The organism is Actibacterium lipolyticum, from assembly GCF_900184935.1.
GTDB classification, from domain to species: Bacteria; Pseudomonadota; Alphaproteobacteria; order Rhodobacterales; family Rhodobacteraceae; genus Actibacterium_A; species Actibacterium_A lipolyticum.
The window spans coordinates 1,681,549-1,700,911 of sequence record NZ_FXYE01000001.1; the positions used below are offsets into that span (position 1 = coordinate 1,681,549).

The following is a 19,363-nucleotide window of genomic DNA, read 5'->3' on the forward strand; positions in this document are numbered from 1 at the left end:
CATATCAGCCGGTACATGACATCCACATCACACGACCGCCTTCTTATCATCGACTTCGGCAGCCAGGTTACGCAGCTTATCGCGCGCCGCCTGCGCGAGTTGAATGTCTATTGTGAAATTCACCCGTTTCAGAACGTCACCGACGCCTTCCTGAAAGAGTTCGCGCCCAAAGCCGTGATCTTTTCCGGTGGCCCGGCCAGCGTGATCGACGAAAACTCGCCCCGCCCGCCGGAAAGCGTGTTCGATCTAGGCGTTCCGATCCTTGGCATCTGCTATGGCCAACAGGTCATGATGCATATGCTGGGCGGCAAAGTTGAACGTGGCCATGGCACCGCCGAATTTGGTCGCGCCTATGTTACGCCCGCCGATGCACGGATTGACCTGCTGACCGGCTGGTTCCTTGAAGAAAAAGAACAGGTCTGGATGAGCCATGGCGACCACGTGTCCGCCATCGCACCGGGGTTTGAGGTTTACGGAACCTCCCCCAATGCGCCGTTCGCCATTACCGCCGATCTGAACCGCAACTTCTTTGCCGTTCAGTTCCACCCCGAGGTGCACCACACCCCGAACGGCAAGACGCTGTATGAAAACTTCGTCAAACTTGCCGGTTTCGAAGGTGACTGGACGATGGGTGCCTATCGCGAAGAAGCCATTCGCAAGATCCGCGAACAGGTTGGCGATAAGAAAGTCATCTGTGCGCTATCCGGTGGTGTCGATTCCTCGGTTGCGGCCGTATTGCTTCACGAAGCCATTGGCGACCAGCTGACCTGTGTGTTTGTCGATCACGGCCTTCTGCGCCAGAACGAGGCCGAAGAAGTCGTCGGCATGTTCCGCGAACACTATAACCTGCCGCTGATCCACGCTGATGAAAGCGAACTGTTCCTTGGCGAACTTGACGGCGTTTCTGACCCAGAAACCAAGCGTAAGATCATCGGCAAGCTGTTCATCGACGTCTTCCAGAAATACGCGAACACGATTGAGGGCGCTGAATTCCTGGCCCAAGGCACGCTGTACCCTGACGTGATCGAATCCGTCAGCTTTTCTGGCGGGCCATCGGTGACCATCAAATCGCACCACAACGTTGGCGGTTTGCCTGAAAAGATGGGCCTGAAGCTGGTCGAACCTCTGCGCGAGCTGTTCAAGGATGAAGTGCGCGCGCTGGGCCATGAACTGGGCCTTCCGGCCAGCTTTATCGGCCGCCACCCCTTCCCCGGCCCCGGCCTTGCCATCCGCTGCCCGGGTGAAATTACCCGCGAAAAACTAGAGATTTTGCGCAAAGCCGACGCTGTTTACATCGATCAGATCCGCAAGCACGGGCTGTATGATGAAATCTGGCAGGCCTTCGTTGCGATCCTTCCGGTTCGTACCGTTGGCGTGATGGGCGATGGGCGGACGTATGACTTTGCCTGCGCGCTGCGCGCGGTAACCTCGGTCGATGGGATGACGGCGGATTATTATCCGTTCAGCCACGAATTCCTTGGTGAAACCGCCACGCGGATCATCAACGAGGTGAAGGGGATCAACCGCGTCACTTATGACGTGACCTCCAAACCGCCCGGCACGATCGAGTGGGAATAAATCCCCCCCAAACATAGTGTGAGCAGGTTTTAGCCATTCATCCAAAACCTGCTCACATCGTTAACAAACCTTTAAAAATTGATGCCACAAAGGCCCCAAGCATATTGCTGCAGACGTCGGGGCGCTCTTCTCTGGTTCTTCTTTTGTGTTTCTGTTCCCGCTCACCGGCTTACCAACGGATACCTCAGGAGTCCCTGAATGTTGCGCATCTTCGGATGTCGAGATTGTGGTCATAAGATGCGACTGGCTGGCAGTCGCTGTGGCTATTGTCGTGCGCCCAAGGAAATCACCCAACGCGTCTTTCCTTATGCAGTCTCTTTAACCGTTTTTCTGTTGGGCGTGGCCCTGTTGTTGGCGGGTTAGCCCCTTCCCTTGTCCTCAGCATTTGCCTAGCCTCGGCACCAACGGCTGAAAGGGGCGCTGAATTGCAAAACACCGATACGGCGCCTTCGACTGCCCAGCCAATGCTGTTTCGCGCCGCGTTATGGATGGTCGGCGCGATCCTTGCCTTTTCATCCATGGCAATTGCGGGCCGGGTTGTTCGCACAGGGTTAGACACGTTTGAGCTGATGCTCTATCGATCCTTGATTGGCATTGTTCTGGTGCTGATCTTTGCAGGTTCCGCTGGCACGCTGCGCCAAATCAGCCACCGCCGCCTTGGGCTGCACCTTGTTCGCAACATCAGCCACTTCGCGGGCCAAAACCTTTGGTTCTTTGCGCTTCCGCTTATTCCGCTGGCTCAGCTATTTGCGTTGGAATTCACCGCGCCGCTGTGGGTGGCCCTACTTGCCCCGATCATCATCGCCGAGCGTCTGACGCGTACGCGCGCGCTTGCCGCGATCCTTGGGTTCGTGGGCATCCTGATCATCGTTCGCCCCGACACGGCCAGTTTGAATGCGGGCACGATCGCCGCCGCCAGTTGCGCCATATGTTTTGCGGGATCCGCGCTGTTTACGAAGCGTCTGACGCAGACCGAAACGATCACCTGCATTCTGTTTTGGCTAACCTTCATGCAGGCGATCTTGGGTCTGGGATGTTCCTTCATTGATGGCGAACTGACCCTTCCACAAATGGCGCATGTGCCGTGGCTGGCGCTTATCGGTGCTGCCGGCTTGGCTGCGCATTTTTGCCTGACGCGCGCCCTTTCAATTGCCCCGGCAAGTGTGGTCATGCCAATCGACTTTGCGCGCCTTCCGGTCATTGCTATCGTCGGAATGTTGTTTTACGACGAAGTCCTTCAACCAGAGGTATTCGTGGGGGCGGCCGTGATCTTCTATGCAAATTCACTGAATTTACGGCCCAAAGCGACGCCTCGAAGCAACTAACTGATAAAGATTCAACTGTTACCGTAGCGTTACGTTTCATCAGCGATTGACTGATAAATTTTTCGCGATGTAGCGTTGGAAACCACTCACACAACACTATGGGAAGAAGAAAATGCACAGACTACTGGGAGGAGCAGCGCTGTCCGCGCTGTGTGCAGGATCCGCTCTTGCTGGTGGCGTTGAACGCTCCAGCCAATCGACCGCGATCCTATTCGAGCAAGGAACACATGCAGAGCTGACGTTCGGCGTTGTAGCGCCAGACGTAAGCGGCAAACAGGTTGGCGACATCGGCTTTCTTGGCGTGCAAGACGGTTCGTCCACCGGCAACGTTGCTGGCAGCTATCTAAGCGCATCCGCAGGTTTCAAAACCTCGCTCAGCGACGAAATCGACGTTGCTCTGATCATCGACTCGCCCATCGGCGCTGACGTCGATTATTCCGAACCGCTTTACCTTTATGGCGTTGGCGCCGGTTCTCAAGCGTCGATCGACTCGACAGCTTTGACTGCGCTTGTACGTTACAAACTGCCTTCCAACTTCAGCGTATTCGGTGGTCTGCGTAACCAGACAACATCTGGCGAAGTGTCGCTTTTCACCGGCTACACGATGGAAACAACAACCGAGTCTGATCTTGGGTATGTTGTCGGTGCAGCTTGGGAAAAGCCCGAAATCGCTGCGCGCGTCGCACTGACCTACAACTCTTCGATCACGCATGAATTCACTGCGACCGAAGGTGCAAGTACCACCACGTTCTCGACCGAGAACCCGCAGTCGGTGAACCTTGAGTTCCAGACAGGCGTTGCGGCTGACACGTTGCTGTTCGGTTCCGTCCGTTGGGTTGACTGGACAAACTTCGACATCAGCCCAGATGGCTATGCAGCTTTGACAGGCGGCGACTCTCTCGTTTCCTACAGCGAAGATTCGATCACCTACAATTTGGGTCTGGGCCGTCGTTTCAACGAAACATGGTCTGGCGCGCTTACTCTGGGCTACGAAGAAGCACAGGGCGGGTTCGCAGCGAACCTTGGTCCAACTGATGGCTACACCAGCATTGGCATGGCCGTGTCCTACACAGAGGGCAACATGACCATCACTGGCGGCGCGCGCTATATCTGGATCGGCGATGCCGAAACAGAATCGCCGCTGATTCCGGGCGCAACACAGGGCGATTTCACCGACAACAACGGTGTCGCAGTTGGCGTCAAGATGGCCTACAAATTCTGATCTCTGATCAGAGCGACGACAAAGAAGGCCCCGCAGCATCGCGGGGCCTTTTTCATTGCGCAACTTTCGGGTCGCCTGCGCCCGTTTGGGTCAGTAGCATTTCCAGATGAATGGGCAAAAATCACTCTCTTCGCGCGCATGGGCCGAACTGCTTTTATTGTCCGTCATTTGGGGCGGATCTTTCCTGTCTATTCGGGTGGCGCTGAACGAACTTGGGGTCTTCACCTCGGTTGCGCATCGCGTCGGTTGGGCCGCACTGGTGCTGTGGGTCGTCGTTGTGGCAAGGCGCTTACCCCTGCCCCGATCACCGCGCGTCTGGTTGGCATTTCTTGTCATGGGGCTGCTTAACAACGTTATTCCCTTTACGCTGATGGCGTGGGGACAGCTTCATATTGAAACCGGCTTAACGTCGATCCTGAATGCCACAACCGCAATTTTCGGCGTCATCTTGGCCGCGATCGCATTCAGTGACGAACAACTGACACCACGCAAGGCCGTGGGCGTCGGGCTGGGCTTTCTTGGCGTCGCCACGGCCATTGGCTTGGGAAACCTGACGCGGCTTGACCCACGTTCCTTGGCCCAGCTTGCGGTGGTCGGCGGCACGTTTTCATACGCTTGTGCAAGTGTGTGGGCGCGAAAGACGCTTTCTGGCATGCCCCCTCAGATGGCTGCAGCGGGCATGTTGACCGCGTCGGCCTTGGTGATGCTTCCGCTGGCGTGGCACCTTGAGGGGCCCTTCACCATGTCGCTAAACTTGGCCACCTGGGTTGCCGTCGGGTATTACGCAATCATCGCCACAGCCTTTGCCTATCTTCTGTATTACCGCGTGCTTGCCATGGCGGGCAGCGGCAACCTGATGCTGTGCACCCTTATCATCCCACCTGTCGCGATCACCCTTGGCGCGATCGTCCTTGACGAAGCCCTTTCGGCCCGTGCCTACGCCGGTTTTGCGATTTTGGCGCTTGGCCTCGTCATCCTTGATGGGCGCATCATTCGCGCGCTTCGGCGCAATACCATTTGACCACCCCGGCACCGCTGGCTACCAAACACCGCAGGCTAAGGGGAACGGCGGATGATCTATCAATCGGCAAAAGACTGGATGGCGGCTGAAAAGAAGCGTGTGCTGCTGTTCGGCATGTCTGGGCTGGGCAAAACGCATTTGTCCAACATGCTTCGCGGCTCTGGCAAGTGGTTTCACTATTCCATCGATTACCGCATCGGCACGCGCTATATGGGCGAACATATCGCTGACAACTTCAAACGCGAGGCAATGCGCGTTCCGTTGCTGCGCGAACTGTTGATGACCGACAGCGTGTTCATCCAATCCAACATCACCTTCAACAACCTTGCGCCCCTGTCGACCTATCTGGGCAAACCGGGAAACCCACAGCTGGGCGGCCTGCCTTTCGCTGAATACCTGAAACGTCAGCAACAACACCGCGATGCCGAAATCTCGGCCCTGTTGGATACCCCTCATTTCGTGTCCCGCGCGAACGAGCTGTATGGCTATGACAACTTCGTCTGCGATTCAGGTGGGTCAATTTGCGAAGTCGTTTCACCCGAAGATCCCGATGACGCGGTCCTGAAAACCCTGTCTGATAACGTGCTGATGGTCTGGATTGAGGGCAGCGAGGCCCACACCGAAGAGCTTATCCGCCGCTTCGATAAAGCGCCTAAGCCGATGTATTATCAACCGGCGTTTCTGCAGGATGCGTGGGATGAATACCTTAGTAAAAACAAAGTGTCAGAAGACGACGTTAACCCTGACGACTTCGTTCGCTGGACATATTCACGGGCGCTGGCACATCGCCAGCCACGCTATGCGGCTATGGCGAAAAACTGGGGCGTAAAGGTCAGTGCACATGATGTGGCAAAGGTCACATCCCCGGCCCAGTTCGAAACCCTCATCGCCCAAGCCCTTGAGGAAAGATAGAAAACGAACTATCTGACGTCTCCCTCTAACAGGATAAATCCAATGCCGATCAAACTTCCCTCCGACCTACCCGCCTTTGACGTGCTGACGCGCGAGGGTGTGATGGTTATGGGCGAAGGGCGCGCGGCACTTCAGGATATCCGGCCTTTGCGCATCGGGTTGCTGAACCTGATGCCCAAAAAGATTCAGACGGAAACTCAATTCGCCCGGCTGGTCGGCGCGACGCCGTTGCAGATTGAATTCAGCCTTATCCGGATGAGCGAACATCAGACCAAGAACACCACTGCTGAACATATGGAGGCGTTCTATCGCACGTTTTCCGAGGTCCGCGCCTCTGGTGAAAAATTCGACGGTCTGATCATCACGGGCGCCCCCATCGAACATCTGCCATTCGAAGAGGTAACTTACTGGGATGAGCTGAAGGACGTCTTTGAATGGACCCAAAGCCACGTGCACTCCACATTTGCGGTGTGCTGGGGCGGCATGGCCATGATCAATTACTTCCACGGCGTGAAAAAGCACATGCTGGACCACAAGGCATTTGGCTGTTTCCGCCACCGCAACCTTGCGCCAGCGTCGCCATACCTGCGCGGGTTCTCTGACGATTGCGTCATTCCTGTCAGCCGCTGGACCGAAGTGCTTCAGGCTGAGATTGACGCCGTGCCTGGCCTGAACACCTTGCTGGGCAGCGACGAAGTCGGCCCCTGTCTGGTCGAAGATCCGGGCCACCGGGCGCTCTATATCTTCAACCACATTGAATACGACAGTGACACGCTGAAGCAGGAATATGATCGGGATGTCGACAACGGTACCGAAATCAATGTTCCACAAAACTATTACCCGGATGATGACCCGTCGATGCCGCCGCAAAACCGCTGGCGAAGCCACGCGCATCTGCTCTATGGCAACTGGATAAACGAGATTTACCAGACAACCAGCTATGACATGACCAAAATCGGCACTTAGCGGCCCTGCCTCATGCCGGATTGCGCTGGCCCTTGCAATCGCCATACTGGTCCGACGACGACAAGGAGACGACCATGAGCCTGCCATTCGACGGGGCGATCAGCGCATTTTTCAACGATGACGCGCCCAAAAACATTCGCACGACCATCAAAGATGCCGGGAAAAAGGATATCCTGTCATCGTCGTTTCCTTACGACGAACGGATGGATCGTGAGGATTACGAAGAACAGCTTGAGGCGCTGCAAATCGAACTGGTCAAGCTTCAGGCCCATGTGAAGGAAAGCGGTCAGCGGATCGCCATCGTTTTCGAAGGGCGCGACGCGGCCGGAAAAGGCGGCACTATCAAACGCTTCCGCGAAAACCTTAATCCGCGTGTCGCGCGGGTGGTTGCCCTGTCAAAGCCATCGGACAAAGAAGCAAGCCAATGGTATTTCCAGCGCTACATCGAAGAACTGCCATCGGGCGGTGAAATCGTACTGTTCGATCGCAGCTGGTACAACCGGGGCGTTGTTGAACATGTGTTTGAGTTCTGCACACCAGACCAGCGCCAACACTTTTTCCGCCAAGTCCCAGACTTTGAAAAGATGTTGGTGGATGAAGGGATTCACCTTGTCAAACTGTGGCTAAACGTTGGACGTGCAGAACAGCTTCGCCGGTTCTTGCAACGCGAACAAGACCCGCTAAAGCACTGGAAATTAAGCTGGATTGACGTTGAAGGCCTGAAGCGTTGGGATGCCTATTCCGATGCGATCAAAAAAACCTTTGCGCAAAGCAATACGGATCATGCGCCATGGACGATCGTCAGGTCCGACGACAAGCGCCGCGCCCGCCTTGCGGCGATCCGCCAAGTGCTGTCCGGCATCGACTATGCCGGGAAAGACAAAAAAGTCGTCGGCACGCCCGATCCCAAGATTTGCGGAGGCCCCGAGCTCTGGGATGCCTAAACGCGGTTATCATCACGGCAATCTGAAACAGGCATTGGTCGATGCAGCCCTAATCCTGATTGAAGAAAAAGGCCCGCAAGGTTTCACCCTGTCCGAAGCAGCCAAGGCCGCTGGCGTCACGCCTGCAGCCGTCTATCGCCATTTCGAAGGCCGCGAAAACCTGATCGCGGAAACCGCGCGTCAAGGCTATGAAATCTTCGCCGATCTGATGGAATACGCCTATGAAAAGGGCCAGCCATCCGCCCTCGCCTCGTTCGAGGCGACAGGCCGCGCGTATCTGGCCTTCGCGCGTAAACATCCCGGTCACTATATGGCGATGTTTGAAAGCGGAATTTCCGTGAATGCCAGCCCCGAACTTGCTCGTGTTGCCGCGCGTGCCAGCGGCATTCTTGAAAAAGCCGCCGCAGAGCTTTCACAGCACATTCCCGAAGACAAACGCCCGCCAGCGGCGATGTTTTCGGCCCATATCTGGGCATTAAGCCATGGCGTTGTCGAACTTTACGCCCGCGGCACACCCGGTGCGCGCACGCCATTCCCGCCTGACGAACTGCTTGAAAGCGGCATCGGGATATACCTACGCGGACTTGGCCTTATCCCGCCTGACGACTAGCCCCCGCTGACCTGAGAGGCCTAACGAAACAGCACCAGCGCGCCGGGGTTCCACGCAATACGCGCGCGTGTACCGATTTCCAGAACTGGCCGCCCAAACAAGTTGCGCATCGATATGCGCACCGGCGTTTCAGCCCCATCTAGCCTGACATCGTAATAGGTCATGTCGCCGTAATAGACGACCTCCTCAACGACGCCCTGCGCGATGTGATCATTGCTCGTCTGACCTTCGTACAGGATGGTAAGCGTTTCGGGGCGAAAGCCGACGCTCGTTCCCCCATTGGCCCCCGCCAACGGCGCCTGATCGGTGCCAATTTCAACCCGCCCAAGCCCGTTCACTTCGATTTCGATACGGTCGCCGCTTTCTGACAAGACGCTTGCGGGTAAGAAGTTCATCACACCGATGAAGTCCGCGACACGGCGCGAATTTGGCCGGCGATAAAGAACCTCGGGATCGTCCATCTGCGCGATCTCTCCATCAAACATGACGGCGATCCTGTCGGACATGACCAAGGCCTCTTCCTGATCATGGGTCACTAGGATGAAGGTGATGCCCACATGCCGCTGAAGCTTAATCAGCTCCACCTGCATCTGGTCGCGCATCTTTTTATCCAGCGCGGACAATGGCTCATCCAGCAACAGCACCTTGGGCTTCAGGATAAGCGCCCGTGCCAAGGCAACCCGTTGGCGCTGCCCACCAGACAGCGCATGGGCCGCGCGTTTGCCAAAACCATCAAGCCCGACCATTTCCAAAGCCTCGCCCACCAGAACCTCTTTGGCCTGACGGTTCAGATCGGTACGGCGGCGCAGCCCATAGCCGACATTTTCGGCGACGGTAAGATGCGGGAAGATCGCGTAGGACTGGAAGACCATGTTCGTCGGGCGCAGGTTGGCGGGAACACCGGCCATGTCTTTGCCATCGATCAGCACAGCGCCCGAGGTGACCCCCTCAAACCCGGCGATGGTGCGCAAAAGCGTGGTCTTGCCACAGCCCGATGGCCCAAGCAGCGAAAAGAACTCTCCCTGCCCGATGTCCGCCGTGATCCCACGCAGCGCATGGTATTCGCCATAGTGTTTCTGCACGTCGCGCAGTTCGATGATAGGTTGCGTCACAGAAAGCCCCCAGTGTCCTTCCCACCGGCCCGCGCGATTCCGCGCCGCCGGAAATATTCAGCCATCGTCAGCAGGATGATCGACAACAGCACAAGTATCGTTCCCAACGCCATCACAACCGGTATCTTCTGTGGGAATCTAAGTTGGCTCCACAGGTAAACCGGCAATGTTGGTTCTGCGCCCGTCAGGAAAAACGCGATGATGAATTCATCCAGCGAAATCGTGAACCCGATCAACAGCGAAGAGATGATCCCCGGCATAACCAGTGGCAGCGTGATCAGGCGGAACGTGCTCCATGGGGTTTCGCCCAGATCATAGGATGCCTCTTCCATGGACATATCCAGATTTTGGAACGCTGAATTCAGGATCGCGATGGAAAACGGCGTACAGATAAGCACATGACCCAAGATCACCGTCCAAGCGCCAAGGCTTAGGCCAAGCTGCAAAAGGACAACCAACAACGACACGGCCACGATGATCTCTGGCAAAACCAGCGGAAGCATGATCGCACCCATGATCCCCTTTTTTCCGGGAAACTGATACCGCGCCGCGGCGCGCGCCGCGCAGACACCCAGAACTGTGGAAACCACCGCCGTTGTGACCGCGATAAGCAGGCTGTTCAATACCGCGCTATGAAGCGCAGGAATGGTCGCAAGTTCGCTGAACCATTGGGTCGTGAACCCTTTCAACGGAAAGGCAATGATCGTGGCGTCGTTAAACGCGAAGATCGGCAACAAGATGATCGGGGCGTATAGGAACAGCAAATACCCGATTGCATAGATTTTCAGCCAACCGCCCTTCATTTCTGGCCTCGCAAGAATTTACGGTTAAGCCCGACAAACACCAAAGAGATCGCCGTGACGATCAGCATCGCCAGCACCGCAAGTGTGGCCCCCATCGGGGCATTGTTAAGCTTAAGGAATTGGGTCTGGATCATATTCGCGATCATCAGCCCGTTCGGGCCACCAACAAGCCGGGGCGTCACGTAATCCCCAATTGTCGGAATAAAGACGATCAAGACCGCGGCAATCACGCCCGGCATCGCCAATGGCAGCGTCACCCGGAAGAAAGTTGTCACTTTGCTTTCCCCCAGATCAAGCGAGGCTTCGAGCAGAGACCGGTCGATCTTTTCCAGCGCAACGAAGATCGGCAAGATGGCGAACGGCGCAAAGGCATGGGCCAGTGTGATGACAACCGCATTGGCATTGTACAAGATGAACGTCAGAGGTTCATCAATAATTCCAACACCTTGCAGTGTGGTGTTCAGAACACCGTTGTAGCCTAGGATGACTTTCCAAAGGAAAACCCGGATCAGGTATGACGTCCAGAACGGGATCGTGATCAGAAAGATCCAAAGCGATTTCCGCTCTTTCGGAACGTGGAACGACACGAAATAGGCGATGGGAAAGGCCAGCAAAACCGTCGCCAATGTCACCGCTGCCGAGATGCGGACAGAACGGAACATCAGCTCACGATACAACGGTTCGCTCAGCGCCTCGCGGTAGTTCTTAAGCGTCCATGTCTTGTCGATGGTCAGGTAATCTTGCGTCCAGAAGCTGAACGCAAAAATTGCGGCCAAGGGGACAGCCAGAAGCAGAAGCGCGTATAGGGCTGTTGGGCTGACCAGCAAATAGCCTCTCGCCGCATCGCTCCTAAGATATTGCCGCAGTTTCATGTGGCCTGTGTCTCTCCTCATTCGTTGATTCGATCATGGGAAGAATTTTGGCAAGGCTCAAGTGGTTGCGTGCATCGCACTGTCACATTTCATCGTTTCACGGCGTTTGCCACTGCAACTGGCCCTACGAAAAAGGCCCAGCACTTGGCCGGGCCTTTTCCAATTCTTTGACGAAGCGATTAACGCTTGGAGAACTGGAAGCTACGACGCGCTTTGCGGCGACCGAACTTCTTACGTTCAACAACGCGGCTATCGCGTGTCAGGAAGCCAGCAGCTTTCAACGATGCGCGCAGTGCGGGATCGTAAAGTTGCAGGGCTTTGGAAATGCCGTGCTTAACCGCACCAGCCTGACCGGAAAGGCCACCGCCCTTGACGGTTGCGTTCACGTCGAACTGGTCTTCAACACCAGCAACAGTGAACGGCTGACGCAGGATCATCTGCAGAACTGGACGCGCGAAATACGCGTTCATTTCTTTGCCGTTTACGACAACTTTGCCGGAACCTGGCTTGATCCAAACACGGGCAACAGCGTCTTTACGCTTACCAGTGGCATAAGAACGACCCAGTTCGTCACGAACAGGCTCACGGGGCGCGGCGATCTCAAGAACAGCAGCTTCACCAGAAACAACTTCGTTCAGATCGTCGAGGGATTTGATTTCTTCGGCCATCATGCGCTCCGGGTGTTCTTCGAGTTCATGGATTTTACATCCAGCACTTCGGGCGACTGTGCCTCGTGCGGGTGCTCGGCGCCTGCGTAAACGCGCAGATTTGTCATCTGCTGGCGGGACAGGCGGTTACCAGGAAGCATGCGCTGAACAGCTTTGGTAACAACACGCTCTGGATAGTCACCTTCCAGAATCTGACGCGCGGTGCGGTGCTTGATGCCGCCCGGGTGGCCAGTGTGCCAGTAATATTTCTTGTCGTCGCGTTTCTTGCCAGTCATCTGCACCTTGTCGGCGTTGATGATGATGACATTGTCGCCCATGTCCATGTTCGGCGTGAAAGACGCCTTGTGCTTGCCGCGCAAGCGCATAGCAACGATCGAAGCAAGACGGCCCAGAACAACGCCTTCAGCGTCGATCAGGATCCACTTCTTGTCGATATCTGCTGGTGTCGCAGAGAAGGTTTTCATGTGTCGTGCCCTATTGGCTAAGGTCATGGGGTGCCCTAAAGCCCCCCGGTATCTTGGATGGATGTGTTCTAAGGATTTCCCGCACGCAGTCAAGCGCCGCAATCCCGTATTAATCGTTTGTTTTCATGTGGTTAAAAAATAGGTATCATTATACCCCAATATTTAACCCCGAAAATCGGATATTTACCCACCAGAAACCCAGCACACACCGATCACCTAGAAGCACTGCGCCGACCGCACCCATCATCGGTTGCCCTTCATCAGCCTTCTTTTAACATGGGGTCAATGCCTATTCCACGCAAACGCTCGCTTCCAAACAAGATGACGAAGGGCTCTTTTGCAGTTCACATAGCGGCGCTTGCGCGCATGCTTTTTAGCTGCATCGACACGTTGCAGGATGATTTGCTTCTCAGACAAAGGGCATAATGAAAGTTCGCCATGGATACGAACGGCTGACTTGGGCAAAGCAAACAGAAAAATCACGCGCAGGCCTTTCATATTTGATAGACTCTTATGATGCTATGGCCACACAGACGGATTGATTAGATGACGTTTTCGCAACATCACTTTCAGTTATGAAACAAACGCCCTCACTCGACAGTTACGCGCTGTTCATTGCCGTGGCCGATTCCGGTGGTTTGGCGGGGGCCGCGCGCGCGACCGGTGTCAGCGTGCCAACGCTAAGCCGCAAAATGGCGGATCTAGAAAGCATTCTTGGACAGCACCTGTTCGCACGCGGGCCACGCGGCTATGCGCTGACCGCGGCCGGTCGCGCGTTGCTAGACGAAGCCGAGGGCCTTCGTGATATTGCATCCCGACTAACTGCGTTTTCACAATCCGATAAGCCCATGCAGGTTCGCGTAACCGCCGGGCAATGGACTTCGCAATTTCTGGCACGCCACATCACAAAAATATGGTCACCAGATGCCGAATGGGTTCCTGCCTTTATTGCCTCAAATGCACGGGTGGATATCGCAAGGCGCGAAGCCGATATTGGAATCCGCAACAAACGCCCCGATCAAAGCTGGCTGGCCGGGCGTAAGACCATGACGATCGACTATGCCGCCTTCGCGCTATCCCCGGATGCGACGGGTTACATCACTTTAACGGAAAGCACCGCAACAACCCCATCAGAACGCTGGCTAAGGCAGAATCATAGCGACGAAATCATCACCACCGCGAACAACGCCCGGCTTGCACTGGATCTGGCGCTTGCTGGTGTCGGTCGGGTCATTCTGCCAACGTTCGCGTCAAGCACATACCCGGCGTTGCAACAAGTTGGCCCACCCATCAAAGAGATCAGGCACGAAGAATGGCTGGTTTGTCATCACGACGCACGCCACGACCCGCCAATCCGACAAGCGCTTGATGCATTTCACACCCTGCTCAGTGATCGCAGCCTACGCCCCGAAGCGGCATTGTGAACAGATGAACGGCGCACATGATGAACGCAAAATTGGCACTTAACGCAGCCCGCGCACACTCAGCGTGCAGCTCAACCACTGGAACCGTTACATAGCCGCTGCTAAATAGGCCTCCTCGACTTTCGGCTGAAGGAGTGTCCCAATGCCGCCCATTATTTCCGTTTCGAACCTCAACAAGTCCTACGCCAGCGGCACAGTTGCCCTTGATGATGTATCGCTTGATATAGAACAGGGTGAAATCCTTGCTTTGCTTGGCCCGAATGGCGCCGGCAAGACGACCCTGATTTCGACCATCTGCGGATTGGTCACGCCCACGTCCGGTACAGTTACCGTCGGCGGGCACGACATCGCGACCGAGTTTCGCGCCGCGCGCAGTTTGATTGGCCTTGTCCCGCAGGAAATCACGATCGAACCATTCGAAACCGTCCTGAACACCGCAAAGTTTTCCCGCGGTTTATTCGGCAAAAAGCGCGACGATGCGTATCTTGAAAAGGTTCTGCGCTCTCTTTCCCTTTGGGATAAAAAAGACAGCCGCAACATGGAACTGTCAGGCGGCATGAAACGCCGCGTGCTGATTGCCAAGGCGCTAAGCCACAACCCGCGCGTTCTGTTTCTGGACGAACCGACAGCCGGCGTTGACGTCGGCCTGCGCCGCGAGATGTGGGAGCTGGTGAAAGAACTGCGCGCCGAAGGCGTGACCATCATCCTAACGACCCACTATATCGAAGAAGCCGAAATGATGGCCGACCGGATAGGTGTGATCAACAAGGGCCGCCTGTTGCTGGTCGAAGAAAAAGACAAGCTGATGAAGCAGCTAGGCCGCAAGCATCTGAAGATGGAGCTTCAATCCCCCATCACCACCCTTCCCGACAGCCTTGCAGATTATGCGCTGACCTTGGCCGACGATGGTGGCACGCTGATCTATGACTATGACACCCAAGCCGAACGCACGGGCATAACGCGGCTGATTGCGGACCTTGCCGCGGCGGGTATCTCTGTTCGGGATCTGGACAGTCAGCAAAGCTCTCTCGAAGAAGTATTTATGACCCTGCTAGAGGGAGAAGTCGCATGAATTGGCGTTCCATCTGGGCAATCTATCAATTCGAAATGGCCCGCACCTTCCGGACAATCGCGCAGTCCGTTCTATCGCCGGTGATTTCTACCGTCCTTTATTTCGTTGTCTTTGGATCTGCCATCGGAAGCCGTATCGATGCGGTTGACGGGATCAGCTATGGCGCCTTTATCGTGCCGGGCCTGATTATGCTGACACTGTTGCAGCAATCCGTGTCCAACGCATCGTTCGGTATCTATTTCCCGAAATTCATCGGCACGATGTACGAACTGCTTTCGGCCCCGATGTCTTTCATCGAAATCGTGATGGGTTATGTCGGCGCAGCGGCAACAAAGGCGGTGATGATCGCGCTGATCATCCTTGCGACCTCGGCGTTGTTTGTGGACCTGCGGATCGAACATCCGTTCTGGATGCTTGCATTTCTGTTACTGACGGCTCTGTCATTCTCGTTGCTGGGCTTCATCATTGGGATATGGGCCAAAAGCTTTGAACAGTTGCAATTGATCCCCTTGCTGGTCATCACCCCGCTCGTGTTTCTTGGGGGCGCGTTTTATTCCGCTTCGATGCTGCCGCCCTTCTGGGAGGTTGTGACCAAGTTCAACCCCGTCCTTTATCTTGTGTCGGGGTTCCGCTGGTCGTTCTTTGGCGTTGCGGATGTTCCTGTCGGGATCTCGCTTTTTGCGGTCACGGGGTTCTTGTTGCTGTGCCTTGGATTCATTTGGTGGATCTTCCGCACCGGCTGGCGCCTGCGCGAGTAACAAACAGTTCCGCTGATAGGCTTGTCGCGCTAGGCTTGGGGCATGTTTCGTGTCCTAAGCCACCCTGTTTACGCGCGGCTGTTCATGGCACAGGTCATTGCCCTGACCGGGACGGGCCTGTTGACCGTTGCCTTGGGCCTGCTGGCCTTTGATTTGGCCGGGGCGCAGGCGGGCGCGGTGCTGGGAACCGCCTATGCGATTAAGATGGTGGCCTATGTCGGGCTATCCCCTATTGCGGCGGCGTTGACCGAACACCTTCCTCGTAAGGCGGTTCTGATTGGCGCAGATGTCATTCGGGCGGCGGTCGCCCTGTTGTTGCCCTTCATCGACGCCGTTTGGCAAATCTACGCGCTGATCTTCATCCTTCAGGCGGCCTCGGCCACGTTCACACCGGCGTTTCAGGCGACCATCCCAGACATTTTATCGGATGAGGCAGAATACACCAAGGCGCTGTCGCTCTCTCGGTTGGCCTATGACCTTGAAAACCTGCTTAGCCCGGCATTGGCGGGGATGTTGCTGGCCGTTGTCAGCTATCACTGGTTGTTCGCCGGAACCGTGTTTGGCTTCGTCGGTTCGGCCTTGTTGGTCGCGATTGCGGCCCTGCCCCGAAGATCGGCCAGCAAAACCACACGCCCCTTCCGCGAACGACTAACGCGAGGCACCCGCATTTACCTTGCCACCCCACGCTTGCGCGGCTTGTTGGCGCTGACGCTTACCGCAGCCTCCAGCAGCGCCTTTGTGTTGGTCAATACAGTCGTCGTGGTCCGCGCGGGGTACGGCTTGGACGATGCGCATCTGGCCTATGCACTTGCCGCTTTCGGTGCGGGTTCGATGATCTCAGCGCTGTCCCTACCCCGATTGCTGGAAAACCGCCGCGATCGGTCGGTGATGGTGCCCGCCGGGGCGGCACTGGCGCTGGGCACGTTGGCCCTGTCCGCCTATATGTTCACGGCTGGCTTACCCAGTTGGCCCGCGTTTCTGATAACCTGGGGCCTGTTCGGGTTACTATACGCCGCGATCATGACCCCCTCGGGCCGTCTGTTGCGCCGCTCTGCCCACCCGGCTGATCGTCAGGCGGTGTTCACGGCGCAATTTGCCCTATCCCATGCCTGTTGGCTGGTCGCTTACCCTGTGGCGGGTTGGGTTGGTCAGGGGCTGGGCCTGCCGTCCGCCTTGGCGGTTCTGGGCGTGATCGGCCTGATAGGCGCCATCGCCGCGCGCCGCCTATGGCCCGTTGATCAACCCGAAGACTTTGAACACAGCCACGCCGACCTGCCGCCCGATCATCCGCACCTGAAAGACCATCCAGCGCAGAACAAACGCCACACGCACGCGTTCGTCATTGATGATGAACACCGCGTTTGGCCCAGCCATGGCTAGAAGGCGTCATTCACAACTGGCATGATCCGCAGCAAGCCCTTATATGCGGGCGGATGAGCACGAACCCACCCAACCTCCGCCCCGACCTTGCCCCCGCTCCGAAATTCGACGGGGGTGCGCGTGATGGCCAGCCGACCATCGGCATGGTGTCCCTTGGCTGCCCAAAGGCCTTGGTGGATAGCGAACGCATCCTGACACGCCTGCGCGCCGAAGGTTACGCCATCAGCCCCGACTATGCCGGGGCAGACGCGGTGATCGTGAACACCTGCGGCTTCCTTGACAGCGCCAAGGCCGAAAGCCTTGAGGCGATTGGCGAAGCGCTGAATGAAAACGGCAAGGTCATCGTGACCGGCTGTTTGGGGGCCGAGCCTGAATACATCACCGGCGCGCATCCGGCCGTTCTGGCCGTGACCGGCCCGCATCAATACGAACAGGTGCTGGACGCAGTGCATGGGGCCGTACCGCCCAGCCCTGATCCGTTCATCGACCTGTTGCCCGCCAGCGGTGTCAGCCTGACCCCGCGCCACTTCAGCTATCTGAAAATCTCGGAAGGCTGTAACCACAAGTGCAAGTTCTGCATCATTCCCGATATGCGCGGCAAACTGGCCAGCCGCCCCGCCCATGCAGTCGTGCGCGAGGCTGAAAAGCTGGTCGATGCTGGGGTGAAGGAACTGCTGGTGATTTCGCAGGATACCTCGGCCTATGGGGTGGATACGAAACACGCCGAAACCGGCGGGCACCGCGCCCATATCACCGATCTGGCGCGCGATTTGGGCAGTTTGGGCGCATGGGTGCGCCTGCACTATGTCTATCCCTACCCGCATGTGCGCAACCTGATCCCGCTGATGGCCGAAGGGCTGATCCTGCCCTATCTGGATATCCCGTTCCAGCACGCCCACCCCGATGTTCTGCGCCGCATGGCCCGCCCCGCCGCTGCGGCCAAAACGCTGGACGAAATCGCCGCGTGGCGTGACACATGCCCCGATATCACCCTACGCTCGACCTTCATCGTCGGTTATCCCGGCGAGACAGAGGCAGAGTTCCAGACCCTGCTGGACTGGATGGACGAGGCGCAGCTGGATCGCGTCGGCTGCTTCCAATACGAAAACGTCGAAGGCGCGCGATCAAACGCCCTGCCCGACCATGTTCCCGCCGAGGTCAAACAAGACCGGTGGGAGCGGTTCATGGAAAAAGCCCAAGCCATCTCCGAGGCCAAGCTGGCCGCCAAGGTCGGCCAAACCATGGACGTGATCGTAGACGAGGTCGACGAAGACGCCGCCACCTGCCGCACCAAGGCCGACGCGCCGGAAATCGACGGCAACCTGTTCATCGACGAAGGCTTCGAAGGGCTGAAACCGGGCGACATCGTCACCGTCGAGGTGGACGAGGCCGGTGAATATGATTTGTGGGGGCGGTTAGTCTAACCGAAACTGAAGCCCGCCTCCAATGCCTATTTCTTTGATACTTTTGGCGGATCCGGCTCCGCTGTATCATCATGGCGCCACTGCTGGAGATCTAACTCTATCCAGTTTTGTATGGATTGTCGGCTGGCTCCAGACTTCATTGCAATGAGTGCCGCGTTTGCACCATGCTGGTAGCCAGATCTATACTGTTCTTCAGGATCATTTCGATCTACCATTTCTGGCGGTCGCTTAAATTTGCTGGTCATGGCTGCTTACAGCTCCCTTTTCTCTTTTGAAACCTACCGCCGCGCCACCACAAACAGGTCATACCCCTGATAGGTATCCACCTGCGCCGCTCCGGTTTCGGTGATGAAAACGCCTGTCCCCTCGTACCCGACGGGGCAGCCGACAAGGTCAGAGGCGTCGCCTAGGTATTGGTTGGTGTAATCGTCTTCCCCGACCAGCATGCATTGGTCCGCCGGGTCGCGGTAACCCCGCACAAGGGGCAGGTTGGATGTACCGGGCAGCGTTGCGATTGGGACGGTTGGCAATGCATCTGGCCCGCAGGCCGTAAGGGCCAAGATTGGCGCAATTAAAAGGCGTTTCATAATAAATCTCCGCTTTGAATTCGCAGATGATAGCACGAAACGCCGAAACCCTGAAAATCGTTGTGCCACAATAGGTTTGGGACTTTTTCGCCCCACCAGGTCAATTGGGGCTTGAACGAATCCCGCATGGGCCTTAGGCCGCGCACTCGTTAGGGACCGATCCCAACTTCGATCTTTCGGGGGGGCGCTAAGGGACCTACTGGATTCAATCTACTGGAACG

20 protein-coding genes are annotated in these 19,363 nt (G+C 56.6%); 13 read left to right on the top strand and 7 right to left on the bottom strand.

Going from position 1 to position 19,363, the window contains the following annotated elements:
* Positions 1-15 precede the first annotated feature (15 nt).
* From guaA to COL8621_RS08310, 8 genes are all read left to right on the top strand, one after another.
* The gene (guaA, locus tag COL8621_RS08275) at positions 16-1,578 is read left to right on the top strand and encodes a glutamine-hydrolyzing GMP synthase (RefSeq protein WP_093966767.1); all 1,563 of its coding nucleotides are present in this window, start codon (positions 16-18) and stop codon (positions 1,576-1,578) included.
* A 464-nt stretch (positions 1,579-2,042) separates the two neighbouring features.
* Positions 2,043-2,903 carry a DMT family transporter gene (locus COL8621_RS08280; RefSeq protein ID WP_093966768.1) on the top strand — a complete coding sequence of 287 codons (861 nt, stop codon included), beginning with the start codon at positions 2,043-2,045 and terminating at the stop codon, positions 2,901-2,903.
* Positions 2,904-3,015: 112 nt separating this feature from the next.
* Positions 3,016-4,125: a hypothetical protein gene (locus COL8621_RS08285; protein WP_093966769.1), complete on the top strand. Its 1,110-nt coding sequence runs from the start codon at positions 3,016-3,018 to the stop codon at positions 4,123-4,125.
* 106 nt (positions 4,126-4,231) lie between these two features.
* Positions 4,232-5,146 (top strand): DMT family transporter, encoded by a 915-nt coding sequence (locus COL8621_RS08290; RefSeq protein ID WP_093966770.1) that lies wholly within the window; start codon positions 4,232-4,234, stop codon positions 5,144-5,146.
* Between the two features lie 51 nt (positions 5,147-5,197).
* Positions 5,198-6,058 carry an ATPase gene (locus COL8621_RS08295; protein ID WP_093966771.1) on the top strand — a complete coding sequence of 287 codons (861 nt, stop codon included), beginning with the start codon at positions 5,198-5,200 and terminating at the stop codon, positions 6,056-6,058.
* Between the two features lie 42 nt (positions 6,059-6,100).
* Positions 6,101-7,024, top strand: coding sequence for a homoserine O-acetyltransferase MetA (gene metA, locus COL8621_RS08300; RefSeq protein WP_093966772.1), 924 nt, complete (start codon positions 6,101-6,103; stop codon positions 7,022-7,024).
* Between the two features lie 74 nt (positions 7,025-7,098).
* Positions 7,099-7,968: a polyphosphate kinase 2 gene (ppk2, locus tag COL8621_RS08305; RefSeq protein ID WP_093966773.1), complete on the top strand. Its 870-nt coding sequence runs from the start codon at positions 7,099-7,101 to the stop codon at positions 7,966-7,968.
* Positions 7,961-8,578: a TetR/AcrR family transcriptional regulator gene (locus COL8621_RS08310; protein WP_093966774.1), complete on the top strand. Its 618-nt coding sequence runs from the start codon at positions 7,961-7,963 to the stop codon at positions 8,576-8,578. Before ppk2 ends, COL8621_RS08310 begins: the two co-directional genes overlap by 8 nt.
* A gap of 20 nt (positions 8,579-8,598) precedes the next feature.
* On the opposite strand, the gene COL8621_RS08315 is transcribed toward COL8621_RS08310, so the two are convergent.
* From COL8621_RS08315 to COL8621_RS19010, 6 genes are all read right to left on the bottom strand, one after another.
* Positions 8,599-9,690: an ABC transporter ATP-binding protein gene (locus tag COL8621_RS08315; protein WP_093966775.1), complete on the bottom strand. Its 1,092-nt coding sequence runs from the start codon at positions 9,688-9,690 to the stop codon at positions 8,599-8,601.
* On the bottom strand, positions 9,687-10,493 hold the full coding sequence (locus tag COL8621_RS08320; protein ID WP_093966776.1) for an ABC transporter permease: 807 nt from the start codon (positions 10,491-10,493) through the stop codon (positions 9,687-9,689). The genes COL8621_RS08315 and COL8621_RS08320 overlap by 4 nt, the downstream gene beginning before the upstream one ends.
* On the bottom strand, positions 10,490-11,365 hold the full coding sequence (locus COL8621_RS08325; protein WP_235823777.1) for an ABC transporter permease: 876 nt from the start codon (positions 11,363-11,365) through the stop codon (positions 10,490-10,492). Before COL8621_RS08325 ends, COL8621_RS08320 begins: the two co-directional genes overlap by 4 nt.
* A gap of 179 nt (positions 11,366-11,544) precedes the next feature.
* Positions 11,545-12,033, bottom strand: a complete 489-nt coding sequence (rpsI, locus tag COL8621_RS08330; protein ID WP_093966988.1) for a 30S ribosomal protein S9 — start codon at positions 12,031-12,033, stop codon at positions 11,545-11,547.
* The gene (gene rplM / locus COL8621_RS08335) at positions 12,033-12,497 is read right to left on the bottom strand and encodes a 50S ribosomal protein L13 (RefSeq protein ID WP_093966778.1); all 465 of its coding nucleotides are present in this window, start codon (positions 12,495-12,497) and stop codon (positions 12,033-12,035) included. Before rplM ends, rpsI begins: the two co-directional genes overlap by 1 nt.
* Before the next feature lie 282 nt (positions 12,498-12,779).
* Positions 12,780-12,995 (bottom strand): hypothetical protein, encoded by a 216-nt coding sequence (locus COL8621_RS19010; protein ID WP_141137859.1) that lies wholly within the window; start codon positions 12,993-12,995, stop codon positions 12,780-12,782.
* 77 nt (positions 12,996-13,072) lie between these two features.
* On the opposite strand from COL8621_RS19010, the gene COL8621_RS08340 reads away from it, so the two are divergent.
* The 5 genes from COL8621_RS08340 (at position 13,073) to rimO (ending at position 18,555) form a co-directional block, all read left to right on the top strand.
* Positions 13,073-13,921 carry a LysR family transcriptional regulator gene (locus COL8621_RS08340; RefSeq protein WP_093966779.1) on the top strand — a complete coding sequence of 283 codons (849 nt, stop codon included), beginning with the start codon at positions 13,073-13,075 and terminating at the stop codon, positions 13,919-13,921.
* A gap of 142 nt (positions 13,922-14,063) precedes the next feature.
* Positions 14,064-14,993, top strand: a complete 930-nt coding sequence (locus tag COL8621_RS08345; RefSeq protein WP_093966780.1) for an ABC transporter ATP-binding protein — start codon at positions 14,064-14,066, stop codon at positions 14,991-14,993.
* Complete coding sequence (locus COL8621_RS08350; protein WP_093966781.1) at positions 14,990-15,751, top strand: ABC transporter permease; 762 nt, start codon at positions 14,990-14,992, stop codon at positions 15,749-15,751. The genes COL8621_RS08345 and COL8621_RS08350 overlap by 4 nt, the downstream gene beginning before the upstream one ends.
* Positions 15,752-15,793: 42 nt before the next feature.
* Positions 15,794-17,131: an MFS transporter gene (locus COL8621_RS08355; protein ID WP_093966782.1), complete on the top strand. Its 1,338-nt coding sequence runs from the start codon at positions 15,794-15,796 to the stop codon at positions 17,129-17,131.
* 53 nt (positions 17,132-17,184) lie between these two features.
* Positions 17,185-18,555: a 30S ribosomal protein S12 methylthiotransferase RimO gene (rimO, locus tag COL8621_RS08360; protein ID WP_093966783.1), complete on the top strand. Its 1,371-nt coding sequence runs from the start codon at positions 17,185-17,187 to the stop codon at positions 18,553-18,555.
* 278 nt (positions 18,556-18,833) lie between these two features.
* Here the strand turns inward: rimO and COL8621_RS08365 are convergent, their stop codons facing one another.
* Positions 18,834-19,142 (bottom strand): hypothetical protein, encoded by a 309-nt coding sequence (locus COL8621_RS08365; RefSeq protein ID WP_093966784.1) that lies wholly within the window; start codon positions 19,140-19,142, stop codon positions 18,834-18,836.
* Positions 19,143-19,363: the final 221 nt, after the last annotated feature.